This is a genomic window from Stutzerimonas kunmingensis (genome assembly GCF_014764705.1).
In the GTDB taxonomy this organism is placed as follows: domain Bacteria; phylum Pseudomonadota; class Gammaproteobacteria; order Pseudomonadales; family Pseudomonadaceae; genus Stutzerimonas.
On the sequence record NZ_JACXXG010000001.1, the window covers coordinates 321,275 to 334,014 of the forward strand.

Consider the following 12,740-nt stretch of genomic DNA (forward strand, 5'->3'; position numbering starts at 1 on the left):
GCATGCTTTCCATCAAGCCGCCACGCTCCACGCTGAGCTGGCTCGGCCTGAAACTGCTGTCGATTAATCTGATCGCGCTGAGCCTTTCCGCCTGCTTCGAGGAGGCGCCGCAAGTAAACCCGCGGGCTAAGGACGTCACCGTGTCGACCGCCGCTAACTTCGCCCGCGCGCTCGTTTCCAGCGACTTCACCGAGGCTCATGCACTTCTCTCAACGCAGGCGCAGCAGCGATATTCCGCAGCGCAACTGCAGCAGGCTTATGCCGACATGACCTCCTACGGCGATGGGCCGGGCGCAGTGGATGGCCACGTCGAATTCATGGATGACTGGCCCGCCCGGCAATCGCAGGACATCGGTTGGGCCTACGTGTCGATTACCGGTGCAGGATTCATCGAGGCCGTGACGGTAGTCGTCGTTGATGAACGCGGCGCTGCGAAGATTCGCGAAATCGAATGGGGGCGTCCCTGACTTGCCCCGGTCAACGCTAACGCTCTAGCGGCGAAGAACCGCTGCCTAGCGGCTGCCGTACGCCGCGTTCACCGGCTCACCCGCTGCAATCACCTTGCGCGAATGGCCACTGCTGTCTGTACTGGCTGGTCTAACCGTGCGCGGGCCGGAGCGCCTTGGGCAACCTCCGGCATCAGCGCCCTCATGGAGTGAAACGATGAAACCGACATTCCAGCCTGGCCGAAATATCGCGATGAAGGTGCCTGCCCACGAATACCAGCGGACGCTCGTGTTCTACCGCGAGACGCTCGCACTGGAAGAACTCACCCCGGCGGGCGCTGAAGGTGAGCACACGCCGCGCTTCGATTTCGGCGGCAAGGTGCTCTGGCTGGACTGCGTGCCGGGCATCAGCCAGGCGGAGATATGGCTGGAGGTCGTCACGGATGACCTGGAAGGTGCTGCCGCCCACTTTGAGGAACGCGCCTGCACCCGCCGGGACGAAATCGAAGCGCTGCCGGAAGGCTTCAGGGCGTTCTGGATATCGAGCCCGGCCAATATCATCCATCTGGTTTCCGAAGACACTGCGTCCTGACATACAGGCGGCCTGATGACGAACGCTGCCGGTGATTCCGGGACTATGACGTGCATCCGCTTCTCGGAAATCGAACGGTACGTGCCTGCTCTGCCGGGACTCTATGAGATCTACAAGGACGACGGCACGGCGTTGAAGGTTGGAATCGGCGTCAACCTGCGCAAGCGGCTGATTCAGCACCGGAAGTCTCGCCAGAGCAGACTGATCCTCAGGGCTGGCGGTGACTGGAACAACCCTGCCGATGTCAGGAGCGCCCAGTCGATACTGGCTAAACATCTGTACTTTGCCGGCGGCATCGACGGATACGACCTCCGAGCGGAAGCGGGTCGGCAGGCGTTTCTCGAAGAGCGTTGCTACATCCGCGTCCGGATTACTTCGAGCCGTGAGGAGGCGCGTTCGCTGGAACGTGTGCTGGAGGCCGGCGGAGCCTGTCCTTTTCAGGGACGGGTGAATCCTGAGCGTTGAGCTCCGCCGGGTGGTGCCAGCAGTCGCCGCGCCTTCAAACCGCCTGCCTTTGCCGGTAGCCCTGCGCAACCTGCGCCAGCACCACCAGCGTCACGATGGGCAGCAGCCCGATGTTCACCGCTGCCCAGCCAGCCTGAGCGATCAACGCGCCAGAGGCGAAGGACATCACCGCGGCGACGCTGCCGTTGCTCAGCTCCATCAGGCCCTGTGTCCGGGCGCGTTCGCTTGCGGCATGGCCCTGGGCCAGCTGGGTGGTGCCGGCGACCAGCATCAGGTTCCAGCCGATGCCTAGCAGGCAGCTGCTGAGCAGGAAATGCCAGTGGCTGACGCCGAGCAGCGCGACCACCGCGCTGGCGATCAGCAATCCTCCACCCACACAGGCGACCAGCCGGCAGCCGAAGCGGTCCACCAGCGGCCCGGCGACGAATGCCGGGAGGAACATGCCGAGCATGTGCCACTGGATGACCTGACCGCTGGCCTGCAGATCCAGACCTTCGCCATGCATCGCCAGGGGCGTGGCGTTCATCACCAGGATCATCAGGCCGTGGCCGGCGGCGGTGGTCAGCACCGCGGCGCGAATGGTCGGCCGTGCGAGCAATGCCTGCCAGCTGACCGCCGCCGCATCGGCGCGGGTCGCCGGCTTTCCCGAGGTCGCAGGCAGCCCGGCCAAGACCATGAACCCCAGTGCCGCCAGGCTGGCGATCAACAGATAGGTGCCAGCGAAGGGTACGCGAGCGAGATCGCGCACCATATGGCCGAGCGTGGGCGCGATCAGCGCCGCCAGTACGCCACCGCCGATCACGCAGGCCGTGGCTCGCCCCTTGAAGGCATCGCTCACCGCTTCCAGCGCGGCGAAGCGGTAATACATCGCCGAGGCCTGGTAGGCGCCGATGGGCAGGGCGCCGAGGCAAAGCAGGGTGAAGCTGTCGAGCCAGAGCGACAGCGCGCTGATCAGCCCGCCCAGCACGCCGGCCAGCGCTCCGATGAGAAAGCCGGCGCGTCGACCGCGGCGCTGCATCAGCCCCGCCAGTGGTTGCAGGGCGAGCAGGCTACCAAGCATCAGCAGGGCCAGCGGCAGGGTGGCGAGACCGGCCGCCGGCGCCAGGCGCAGCCCGACGATGGAGGTGAAGATGATCCCGGTCATCGAGCAGGACCAGAACAGCGCCTGGGCGATGAACAGGCGCAGGACCTGAGGGTTACTGAACAATAGGTGCATGGCGAGGCCCCTTGAGGGTGATGAGCGGGCACAGCGCTGCCTGGCGATAAGCCGGGCAAGCTGTGAACGGTGAGTGAGGTTCGGACTAGGCGTCAGCCGAAGCGCTGATAGAAGTCCCGCGGGCTGACCGACAGGTGTTTCTGAAAGCTGCGCCTGAGGTTTTCCGGATGGCCGAAGCCGGTCAGCCGCGCCACCGTCGCGATCGAGGCCTGGGCGTCGAGCAGCAGGTTACGTGCGGCTTCCAGGCGCACCCGCTCAATGTATTGGCCCGGCCCCATGCCTGTTTCCTGGCTGAACAGGCGGCACAGCGTGCGCGGCGTCATATGCGCCTGGGCGGCCAGCGCCTCGATGGACAGGTCGTCGCCCAGGTTCCCGGGAATCCATTCCAGTAGCGCGGCAAGGCGCGCCACGCCGCCACTCGGTGTCGCCAGCATCGGGCTGAATTGAGTCTGCCCGCCGGGCCGGCGCAGAAACATCACCAGCCGCTGCGCAACCGAAAGCGCCAACGCGCGGCCGAGATCGGCCTCGACCAACGCCAGCGCCAGGTCGATGCCCGCCGTGACGCCCGCCGAGCTGAACAGATGCGCCGCCTGCGGATCGGTCGGGTCATAGGTGTGCAACCGGTCACCCTGCACCTCGATGGCTGGGTACGTGCCCAGCGCAGCGAGGTCCGCCCAGTGCGTGGTCGCCTTGCGTCCATCGAACAGCCCGGCCTCGGCCAGGATCAGCGCGCCGGAACAGACCGAGCCCAGGCGCCGCACCCTGGGTTCGGCGGCCCGCAGCCAGTCGAGCAGCGGTTGGTCGTGCTTCTGCGAATCCACGCCGACACCGCCCGGAACCAGCAAGGTATCCAGCGTGGCCGGATCGCACACGGCCCAGCTCGCATCCGCCACCAGCTTCAGCCCCGCCGAGGTAGCGACCGGGCCGACGCTGGCAGCGAGCAGCATCAGCTCGTAATGTCTCGGCAGGCCCTGACGCTGCCGCTCGACATTAGCCGAGGCGAACACCTGCATCGGGCCGGTGACATCGAGGCTCATCACATCCGGGTAGATCAGGCAGGCGACGGTGCGGGTGGCGTCCATGGTGCGGCTCTCAGGGTGGATGCCTGCAGTCTGCTGCCGAGGCGCCGCTGTCGCAATGACAAGGTTCCCACGGATCTTGCCATGCACATTCCTGGCTCAATAAAAATCTAGATATTGACATTTATCGATATGAGGTCGACGATCGGCCTCTTGTCGCAGTTGCGGTATACCCAACTGCACAGCCCTCACGGGGCGGTACTCACATTCGGTGAGGCAGCCTCCATCATTTAATATCTAGAATTCGCGATATCTAAATCTTACGTTATGAATCATAAAGCACTTTTTACTCCCGGCTCCCTTGGCTCCTTCACGCTACGTAACCGCATCGTGCTGCCACCGCTGACACGCTCGCGCAGCTCGCAACCGGGCAATATTCCAAACGCCGTAATGGCGACCTACTACCAGCAACGTGCCAGTGCAGGGTTCATGGTGACGGAAGGCATTCAGATCGAGCCGCGAGGCCAGGGATATGCCTGGACGCCCGGGATCCACAGCCCTGAGCAGGTCGAAGGCTGGAAGGCTGTTACCCAGGCGGTGCACGCTGAGGGCGGCGTGATTTTCGCCCAGCTCTGGCATGTCGGCCGTGTCTCGCACACCTCGCTGCAACCCGGTGGGGCGCAACCTGTCGCGCCGTCCGCCATTGCGGCGACCAACGTCAAAGTCTTTATCGAAACGGGGCCGGGCGAGGGTGCGCTGGTCGAGCCCTCGATGCCGCGGGCGCTGTCCAATGCCGAAGTCAAAGAGCTGGTACAGCTCTATGCCGAGGCCGCACGCAACGCGATGGAAGCAGGCTTCGATGGCATCGAGATTCACTGCGCCAACGGCTACCTGGTCAACCAGTTCATTTCCGCCCACACCAATCGCAGGACTGACGAATACGGCGGTTCGCTGCAGAACCGGCTGCGCTTCCTGCGCGAAGCGGTCCAGGCGATAGCCGACGCCATAGGTGCCGAGCGCGTGGGGGTTCGCTTTGCGCCGCTGTTCGCCAGTACGGATGAGGAGCGCGTCTACCTTGGCCTGGTGGAGCAAGACCCGCATGAGACCTACATCGAAGCGGTGAAGATTCTGCAAACCATCGGCGTCGCGTACGTATCACTGGCCGAGGCCGATTGGGACACCGCGCCCGAACTGCCCAGCAGTTTCAGAGAGGCGGTTCGTGCGGCGTTCAACGGCGCGATCATCTACGCAGGCAAGTACACCCCGGAGCGCGCCACCGCGGCGATCGAAGCCGGTTGGGCGGATCTGATCGCCTTCGGCCGTCCGTTCATTGCCAACCCCGACTTGCCGGCGCGTATCGCCAACGGTTGGCCGATGAACCCTCTGGATGCCAGCAGCATGTACGGCGGCACCGAAAAGGGTTACATCGACTACCCGGTGTACGCACACTGAGTCGGCGTGCGTGCGCTTCCATGGAGCGCACGCAGCCAGCGCCGGCAAAGTATCGTAAGATCGCGAAAACCCACTACCTGATGCGGATATGAGCATAGACGTCAGTGAAGCGCTGAAGGCCCTGGATAACCCCACGCGGCTGGCCATTCTTACCCTGCTGAAGGACCCGAAGACCAACTTCCCCGAGCAGGAAGCCGATCCCGAGCAGCTGGGTGTCTGCGTCAGCATCATCCAGGAGCGTGTGGGGTTGTCGCAGTCCACCGTTTCGAATTACCTGGCGGCGCTGCAGCGCGCGCAGTTGGTGACGTCGCAGCGTATCGGTCCCTGGACCTACTACAAGCGAAACGAAGATAAGATCGCTCAGCTGCTCGAGGCGCTCAGCAAAGCCATCTGAGCTGGCTGTGAATTGCGTGTCGCTGGCGTCAGCAGCATGTGAGCCGATCGTTTTTCCAGCCGGACGTGACGGGTCGCTCGCAATGGGGCGCAGTTATCGACTGACCTTGCTCGCCCGATATCGCCCCGGCGTCATGCCGACCACCGTCTTGAAGTCATGAATGAAGTGCGCCTGATCGCTGTATCCGCAGGCCAGGGCGGTGTCCAGTAACGGCTGGCCGGCGCGCAGCTGGTTGCGCACCTGCGCCACGCGCTGGATGCGGCTGAACTGCTTGGGTGTCATGCCTACATGATGGCGGAACAGGCGCTCCAGCTGGCGCTGGCCGAGCGGTACGGACTGGAGGAGGTCGGCCAGGCGTGCACGGCCCTCGGTCGCGGTGATCTCCGACAGTAGCTGTTGCACTGGGAAGCGTCGCTCCTGAGTCGCCTGCAGACGTCTCATCAATTCCTGCTCTACCAGCAGTTGCTGCGCCTCGCGGCTCAGTTCGGCCAGTTGGTCGACCATCCCGGCAAACCCCAGTCGCTGCCAGTCGGAGCTATGAAAGCCCGCCAGCTCATCCAGGCTGATGCCAAAGAACGCCGCGCCCATCCCAGGGCGAAAGCGCGCGCCCATCAGCCTCACCTGCCCAGCCAGTTGCAATCGCGAACTGGCAAGCTGCGGCCCGGCGATCAATGCACGCGGCTTGTGCAGATGACCATCGAAGGCCAGCGGGTCGGCGAAATTGAAGATGACCCCACAGGCGCCGTCCGGATGCAGCATCTGCTCGTCGTACACCGTGGCGGCGTCACCCTCGAGCCACCAGAAGCGCTGCACGTAGGCAGCCAGCGCTGGCGCAGGCGGGCGAGTCAGGAAGCCACTGATGTGTGGCAGTCGTTCGTGCAGGGCGGACATGGAAGGCGGCGTTCAAAGATGTCGAAAATCTACAATAGCTCAGCTCGGCGGCTGCGTAGCCTTGGCTGCACATTCAAACCGAGGAGTGACCACCATGCGCATGAACTACCAGGCCGCCGCCCCCGATGTGATGACCGCCATGATCGGGCTGGAAACCTACCTGGCGCGGCAGAGTCGCCGCGAGGACGGCGTCGACAAACCGCTGATGGAGCTGGTCAAGATCCGCGTCTCGCAGATCAACGGGTGCGCCTACTGCCTTGACATGCACACCAAGGACGCCCGCGCCCTCGGCGAAACCGAGCAGCGCATCTATGCCCTGAGCGCCTGGCGCGAAACCCCGTTCTTTACCGACCGCGAACGCGCCGCGCTGGCCTGGGCCGAGGCCAACACCCTGTTGCCCCAGGGCGTTTCGCAACAGCTGTTCGAGGAGATACGTGAGTATTTTTCCGAAGCCCAGCTCGCCAACCTGACCCTGGCCATCGCCACCATCAACGCCTGGAATCGCTTTGGCGTGTCCTTCGCGCCGGTGCCGGGCAGCTACCAGCCGGGGTAGGGTGGATGCCTGCCGCCACTCGGCTGGAACGTCGGGCGGTCAGGGCTTGATCTGCTGGTTGCCCATGGCGCAGAAGCTCTGTGCCTGCCGGGCAGCCGGCAGTGCACGCAGCCGGCTCATGCATTGGGCCTGGCTTGGCGTCCGTTCCACGCTGAGCATTGCGTTCTCGTCGACAGCGATCAGGTAGGGCTGGTTGTAGCGCGGGCCATCGTGCCAGCTGCTGAACTGCAGATCGCTGAAGGCGCAGCGATAGTGCATGTGGCCGGCGAAGCCCTTGAAAAGATCGTTCCGGAAGATGTGATGGTATTTCTGCCAGTCACGCGCGCGCTGGCCCTCGCGCACCGCTTCGCGGCAACCCTCCAGTTCGGTGATATCCGCTTCATGCAGAAACGCGCTCTGCGCCAGGCTGGTGCCGTCCAGCTGCACCGTGGCGACCAGATAGACCCGCTGTTCGGCCGCCTGTGCCGTGAGCGCCATCAGCAAACCCAGCGTCAACATCCCTGTTCTGATCAATCTGCAATGCTCCTGAAGGGCCGTTTCGTCGAGGACCGCACCCTAGCCGAGGAGCGCGTCGGGAAACAAGCGTGCGAGTGGAAAAGGGCGCCGATCGAGGGGATGAACTCCATTGCCGAGTGCTGTCGAAATCAGTGTGTCCAGCCTGTGCGTACAAGCGGGGAAATGAAATGTTGCAAGCCCATCGTGGCATCCGGCTAACGCTCGGCGGCTTTGCTGTAAATTGGCCTGCCATTGGCAATGAAATCTCCCGTACATGACCCTCCTGATAGCGTTCGCTGTCTTATCCATCCTCGTTTCATTCATCTGTTCGATCCTCGAAGCCGCACTGCTCTCGCTGACACCGAGCTTTATCGCGCATCAGAAGACGACCCGTCCGAAGCTGTACGAGCGCCTGAAAGAACTGAAAGACAAGGTCGACCAGCCGCTCGCGGCCATCCTGACCTTGAATACCGTCGCCCACACCGTTGGCGCGACCGGTGTCGGTGCGCAGGTCACCGTGGTATTCGGCAACGGCTATGTCGGTATCGCCTCGGCGGTGATGACGGTGCTGATCCTGGTGCTTTCGGAAATCCTGCCCAAGACCATCGGGGCGCGTTACTGGCGCACGCTGGCGCCTTACCTGCCGCCTCTGTTGAACGGCATGATCCTGGTGCTCAAGCCCTTCATCTACCTGTCCGACATGATCATGCGGCTGGTCGGTGGCAAGGAGCCGGAACACGACATCCGCCAGGAGATCAAGGCGTTGACGGTGCTTGGTCGCGAGAACAAGAGCCTCGACGAGGACGAGCAGCGCGTCATCAGGAACATCCTCGACCTGCACGAGATCAAGGTCCGTGACGTCATGACACCGCGTACGGTTTGCGACTACACGTCACCGGATACCAGCATCGGCGCATTCAAGGAGCAAGTTGCCGACAGCCAGTTCTCTCGCTACCCGGTGATCGGCGACAACGAGAGCCCGCTGGGTGTGGTGTTTCGCTATGACGCCCTGTCAGCGACCGATGACGAGGCGCCGGTCTCGACGATCATGAAGCCGATGAAAGTCGCGCCGGAAATGACCAGCGTCGAGAACCTGATGACTCAGCTGCTGCACGAGCGCCAGCACATGTGCCTGGTCTACGACGAGTTCGGCAGCTGGCGCGGCCTGGTGACGCTGGAAGACATCATGGAAACCATTATCGGCCAGCCGATCATGGACGAAACGGACGACATCCCGAACATGCGCCGCTTCGCCAAGCGCCGCTGGGATCACCGTATCAAGCGCGCCCGCGACAGCTGACCGAGCATGCGGAGCGGGTCTGCCGCTCCGCATGAAGCTGCCGGATCTCAGCGCTTGACCGTCCCGAGCCGCATGAAACGCGTCTCGCCGCTGGCATCCTCGACCCCGTCGTTATCGGTGACGACGAACACACGCCCCTGCTTGTCGACCGCCGCACCTTCGACCTTGTCCAGCACCCAGCCACCGGTGCTCTTCAGATCAGGTAGCAGATCGCGCTCCAGACGCTTGCTTGCGAGCGGGAAGCGCTGACCTTCGGCGGCGGGCTGCAGGCCGTTCAGGTCGATGCGGTACAGGCGCTTGATCTGTGCCGCCGGGCCCTGCTGGTTGTCGCGCTCGATCACCAGGAACTGGCCGTTGCCGATTGAAGTGAGCTCGGACAATCCGACCCAGCCGCCCTCGGCTGCGGCGTCGAGCGGGTAGTGGATGAAGCCCCATTCACCAGTGCCCGGGTTGAACACGCCGATGCGCACCCGCCCGGCGGGGTCGTTCTTCCACTCGCGTTGAAAGGCCACGTAGACGCGGGTGCTGGCGCCTTCGCCGACCACCGCGACGCCCTCGAAACCGTTGCTGGTCTGCTGGGCGGCGACTTCCGCGGGCAGGGCGAACTCGTCCAGTACTTCGCCTCTGGCGTTGGCGTGGATCAGCAGGTTCGGCCTGGCCTTGCCGTTACCTTCCGAAGCCAGCCAGAAATCGCCATTGCTGGCCTGGGCGATGCCTTCCAGATCGTAGTCGACGCTCGTGCCAGCCTTGCTCAGCTCGATCTGGCGGTCGATCAGTGCCGGTGTCTGGCTGGTGTCGATGCTGAAGATCCGCGACGCCTTGTAGTAGCTGTCTGGCACCGCATAGAGGCGGTCGGACTGGCTGCGGTCCGCGACCAGACCGCTCAGCGCGCCCCAGGAGATCAGGTCGCGATCAGTGGAGCGGATCTCCGGATAAGGTGCGGTCTTGGCTCCGTACTGGTAGATCGAGAGCGTCGACCGGTAGCCGTCCTCGGCCGAATCCTCCTCGCTGCTGACCACCAGCAGGTTGCGCGATGGTATCGGCAGGATGCCCTCGGGGCCCATGCCCGTCGGCAGCAGCTGATGCATCACCGGCGCCCAGGGCAGGGCCACGTCGTAGACGGCGACCGCATTGCCGCGCTCGCTGCCGACGAACAGCAGGCTGTGCTTGCGGAAACGCGCCGCGGCGATGCCCTCCGGCTCGATGCCCTTGTTCTCCGAGCGGCTTTCCGGGTAGTGCCCGGCGCGGATGAAGGCGTGTTCCAGCGAGGCGCCGGCCTCGTGCCAGACGTGGCCGTTGTAGTCGAACAGGGTGAAGCTGCGGCTGCCGCCTTCCGCGCCTTCGGCATCCTCGTAGTCGCCCTCGTTGGCGGTCGCCAGCAGCGGTCCGACCCAGGCGATCGAATCCGGCTCGCGACGCTTGCCAGCGAGCACGCCGACCGGTTCGATGCGGTCGTTCTCCTCGACGTCCACACCTTGCAGATCCACCTGGCCGGCGCTGAAGTGGCGCATCACACGGCCACGGCGCAGGTCGACCAGCACGATGTGGTTGTTTTCCTGCAGGGTGACGGCGGCCACGTCCTGGTCGTTGATGCTGACGTACTCAGGCTCCGGATCACCCGGCGCGACCTCGGCCAGGCCGGTCAGGTCGACGTCCCGCGTGCGCCAGCGCGACGGCTGACCCTTGAGGTCGACGATGCGCAGAAAGCCGGCCGGCAGCTGTGGGATCAGCCCGTCGTTGAGATCCTCGTCGCGCTCGTTCTCGATCGCCACCGCGGCATAGCGGCCCCTCGGGCTGATGGCGATGGAATCCGGCTGGCCACCCATGGGCAGCGTGGCGACGCGTTTGGGTTGCGCCGGATTGCGAATGTCGAACACCGCCAGTACACCATCGGGCTGGGTGAAGCCGAGCGAGGTGTTCACCGCGACCAGCGCGTAGTGGCGATGTACAGCCACCGAGGTCGGTTCGCCTTCCAGCTGGATAAAGCCCGCCGGCTGCGGCGACCTCGGATCGCGGATGTCCACCAGGCCGATGCGCTCGCCAGGACTGTCGGTGTAGATCAGCGTGCGGCCGTCGCGACTCACCGCGGTGATCTCGGCCACGGTCTGCCGGGTGGCATCCTCATCGGCACCCAGGTTGCGAAAGACCGGGAAGGTCGCGACCCGCTCGAAGTAGTCTGCGGCGCGGAGAGGTGCCGCCTGCGAGGCCAGCGGCAACAAGGCCAAGGACAGGGCAGTGGACAATACGGTGCGGGTCAGGCGGGTCGGAGTTCTCATGCGGGCCTCGGCGGTCAGTGTGGGGGACAGCCAGAACACGCTAGGGCCGGATTGTTACGTGGCGGTGACGGCGAGGAGGTCGAGCATTACGGGAGGAGGTGCGGGTGGCATCGGTTCTGCGTTGGCGGCGCGCTGGTTATCGCCCCCGCTGTCAGACGGATACCCGTGCAGGCTCAATCCACGGCCGGCGCCGCTTCGTACAGCTCCAGCGGCAGGCCGTCCGGGTCCGCGAAGAAGGTGAATCGGCGACCGGTGTACTCATCCAGCCGAATCGCTTCCACCGCAACGCCCTGACGCTCCAGCCATGCCTTGCACTGCGCGACGTCGTCCACCGCAAACGCCAGATGCCGCAACCCCTGCGCCTCCGGGCGCGAAGGGCGTGGCAGCGCATCGGGAAAGGAAAACAGCTCGAGCTGAGCGCCATCCGGCAGCGCGAGGTCGAGCTTGTAGGAGCGACGCGCCTCGCGGTAATGCTCGGCAATCACTGTCAGCCCCAGTGTCTCGGTATAGAAGCGCTTCGATACGACATAGTCCGAACAGATGATCGCGACGTGGTGGATGGAGCGGAGCATGCGCAAGGTCCAGCGGGAATTGTCGGGTAGAGACTGTCAGGAAAGGCGAGTGTTCGACGAGCCGGATCGTTATATCTCGTTCGGTTCTCTGCCTGGAGGCCCAGCGCAGTCACCGTCAATAGAATCAGCCCCATGCCCAGAACCTGCAGCGCTGCCAGGCTCTCATCCAGTACCACGACGCCGAAGAGCGAAGCGGTTACCGGCTCGACCATCGCCACGATGGACGCCAAAGCCGGTGCGGTATGTCTGAGCCCGACGATGTAGAGAATGAAGGACAGCCCTGCGCCGACCACACCCAGAACGATGAACAGTGGCCAACTCGGGGCGCCTGGCACCGACGCTGCCTATTGCGCGTCGCTCATCGAGGCGAGTATGCCAACGAGCACCGCGAACGCTATGACGAGAATCGCCTGAGGACTGCCGTGGGGCGCCGCGTACTTGAACGCAAAAATGAAAGCCGCATAGGACAAACCTGATAGCAGGCCGGCTCCGGCTGCCACGAGCGTAATGTCGCTCGCGCCGACGTCATGGATACCGGTCAGCAAGATGACGCCGAGCATCACCGTTGCGATTGCTGCCCATTTGAACAGCGTCGGCCTTTCGAGTCCGAACGCGAAGGATGCCAGGTAGACGAACACCGGCGCTGAGTACATCAAGGTCGCTGCCACCGCAACGCTGCCCTCGGCGATGCTCAAGAAGTAAAAAGAGAAGTTGCCCGCTACGCCGATGCCGGCGATTACCGACCAGAACCACAGCCTGTGGCTCGTCATTCCACTGCCGGCCGGGCGTAATGCCAGCCAGATGAGCACGCACACGAGGCCGATCAGGCCCCGGTAGAGCGAGACTACGGTGGGACTCCAGCCCTCGCTAATGAGGATGCCGCCTATCCCACCCGATAGTCCCCAGCAAAGTGCCGCAAGCACCACCAATAGCGCGCCCAGGCTTGCCGGTTTCCCCTGAGTTCTTCCATTTGTTCGCGGCGAGCGCTGCGCCATAAGGTCATCCTATGCCTTCGAGAAAGCCGCAAGGGACCAACCTGCAGCGCCCGCCGGGGCGCATGACGAGCAGC

The 12,740-nt window shown here is 64.1% G+C and carries 15 protein-coding genes; 7 read left to right on the top strand and 8 right to left on the bottom strand.

The annotated features are described in order from the left end of the window. The first annotated feature begins 2 nt into the window (after positions 1 to 2). The 3 genes from IEG05_RS01535 (at position 3) to IEG05_RS01545 (ending at position 1,503) form a co-directional block, all read left to right on the top strand. Complete coding sequence (locus IEG05_RS01535; RefSeq protein WP_191121531.1) at positions 3 to 467, top strand: hypothetical protein; 465 nt, start codon at positions 3 to 5, stop codon at positions 465 to 467. Positions 468 to 663: 196 nt separating this feature from the next. Beyond that, entirely contained in the window at positions 664 to 1,038 is a 375-nt protein-coding gene (locus IEG05_RS01540) for a VOC family protein (protein ID WP_046619271.1), read from the top strand. A gap of 15 nt (positions 1,039 to 1,053) precedes the next feature. Then, complete coding sequence (locus IEG05_RS01545) at positions 1,054 to 1,503, top strand: GIY-YIG nuclease family protein (RefSeq protein WP_224742622.1); 450 nt, start codon at positions 1,054 to 1,056, stop codon at positions 1,501 to 1,503. 34 nt (positions 1,504 to 1,537) lie between these two features. On the opposite strand, the gene IEG05_RS01550 is transcribed toward IEG05_RS01545, so the two are convergent. Both IEG05_RS01550 and IEG05_RS01555 read right to left on the bottom strand, forming a co-directional pair. After that, positions 1,538 to 2,719, bottom strand: a complete 1,182-nt coding sequence (locus tag IEG05_RS01550; protein ID WP_191121532.1) for an MFS transporter — start codon at positions 2,717 to 2,719, stop codon at positions 1,538 to 1,540. 92 nt (positions 2,720 to 2,811) lie between these two features. Beyond that, positions 2,812 to 3,801 carry a GlxA family transcriptional regulator gene (locus tag IEG05_RS01555; RefSeq protein ID WP_046619275.1) on the bottom strand — a complete coding sequence of 330 codons (990 nt, stop codon included), beginning with the start codon at positions 3,799 to 3,801 and terminating at the stop codon, positions 2,812 to 2,814. A 264-nt stretch (positions 3,802 to 4,065) separates the two neighbouring features. On the opposite strand from IEG05_RS01555, the gene IEG05_RS01560 reads away from it, so the two are divergent. Together IEG05_RS01560 and IEG05_RS01565 are read left to right on the top strand one after the other, a co-directional pair. After that, positions 4,066 to 5,190 (top strand): alkene reductase, encoded by a 1,125-nt coding sequence (locus IEG05_RS01560; RefSeq protein ID WP_191121533.1) that lies wholly within the window; start codon positions 4,066 to 4,068, stop codon positions 5,188 to 5,190. An 88-nt stretch (positions 5,191 to 5,278) separates the two neighbouring features. Further along, positions 5,279 to 5,584 (top strand): ArsR/SmtB family transcription factor, encoded by a 306-nt coding sequence (locus tag IEG05_RS01565; protein WP_191121534.1) that lies wholly within the window; start codon positions 5,279 to 5,281, stop codon positions 5,582 to 5,584. Between the two features lie 93 nt (positions 5,585 to 5,677). Here IEG05_RS01565 and IEG05_RS01570 read toward each other — a convergent pair whose 3' ends face one another. Continuing rightward, positions 5,678 to 6,475, bottom strand: a complete 798-nt coding sequence (locus tag IEG05_RS01570) for a helix-turn-helix transcriptional regulator (protein WP_191121535.1) — start codon at positions 6,473 to 6,475, stop codon at positions 5,678 to 5,680. Between the two features lie 94 nt (positions 6,476 to 6,569). On the opposite strand from IEG05_RS01570, the gene IEG05_RS01575 reads away from it, so the two are divergent. Beyond that, the gene (locus IEG05_RS01575; protein ID WP_191121536.1) at positions 6,570 to 7,028 is read left to right on the top strand and encodes a carboxymuconolactone decarboxylase family protein; all 459 of its coding nucleotides are present in this window, start codon (positions 6,570 to 6,572) and stop codon (positions 7,026 to 7,028) included. 39 nt (positions 7,029 to 7,067) lie between these two features. Here the strand turns inward: IEG05_RS01575 and IEG05_RS01580 are convergent, their stop codons facing one another. Next, positions 7,068 to 7,526: a hypothetical protein gene (locus IEG05_RS01580; protein WP_191121560.1), complete on the bottom strand. Its 459-nt coding sequence runs from the start codon at positions 7,524 to 7,526 to the stop codon at positions 7,068 to 7,070. A 271-nt stretch (positions 7,527 to 7,797) separates the two neighbouring features. Between IEG05_RS01580 and IEG05_RS01585 the strand changes: the two genes are divergently transcribed. Continuing rightward, complete coding sequence (locus tag IEG05_RS01585) at positions 7,798 to 8,823, top strand: CNNM domain-containing protein (RefSeq protein WP_191121537.1); 1,026 nt, start codon at positions 7,798 to 7,800, stop codon at positions 8,821 to 8,823. A 47-nt stretch (positions 8,824 to 8,870) separates the two neighbouring features. On the opposite strand, the gene IEG05_RS01590 is transcribed toward IEG05_RS01585, so the two are convergent. From IEG05_RS01590 to IEG05_RS23180, 4 genes are all read right to left on the bottom strand, one after another. Further along, the gene (locus tag IEG05_RS01590) at positions 8,871 to 11,099 is read right to left on the bottom strand and encodes an esterase-like activity of phytase family protein (RefSeq protein WP_046619286.1); all 2,229 of its coding nucleotides are present in this window, start codon (positions 11,097 to 11,099) and stop codon (positions 8,871 to 8,873) included. 173 nt (positions 11,100 to 11,272) lie between these two features. Then, the gene (gloA2, locus tag IEG05_RS01595; protein ID WP_046619289.1) at positions 11,273 to 11,671 is read right to left on the bottom strand and encodes an SMU1112c/YaeR family gloxylase I-like metalloprotein; all 399 of its coding nucleotides are present in this window, start codon (positions 11,669 to 11,671) and stop codon (positions 11,273 to 11,275) included. Continuing rightward, on the bottom strand, positions 11,587 to 12,006 hold the full coding sequence (locus tag IEG05_RS23175; RefSeq protein ID WP_268767969.1) for an EamA family transporter: 420 nt from the start codon (positions 12,004 to 12,006) through the stop codon (positions 11,587 to 11,589). Before IEG05_RS23175 ends, gloA2 begins: the two co-directional genes overlap by 85 nt. A gap of 9 nt (positions 12,007 to 12,015) precedes the next feature. After that, positions 12,016 to 12,666: a DMT family transporter gene (locus IEG05_RS23180; RefSeq protein ID WP_200899447.1), complete on the bottom strand. Its 651-nt coding sequence runs from the start codon at positions 12,664 to 12,666 to the stop codon at positions 12,016 to 12,018. Positions 12,667 to 12,740 lie beyond the last annotated feature (74 nt).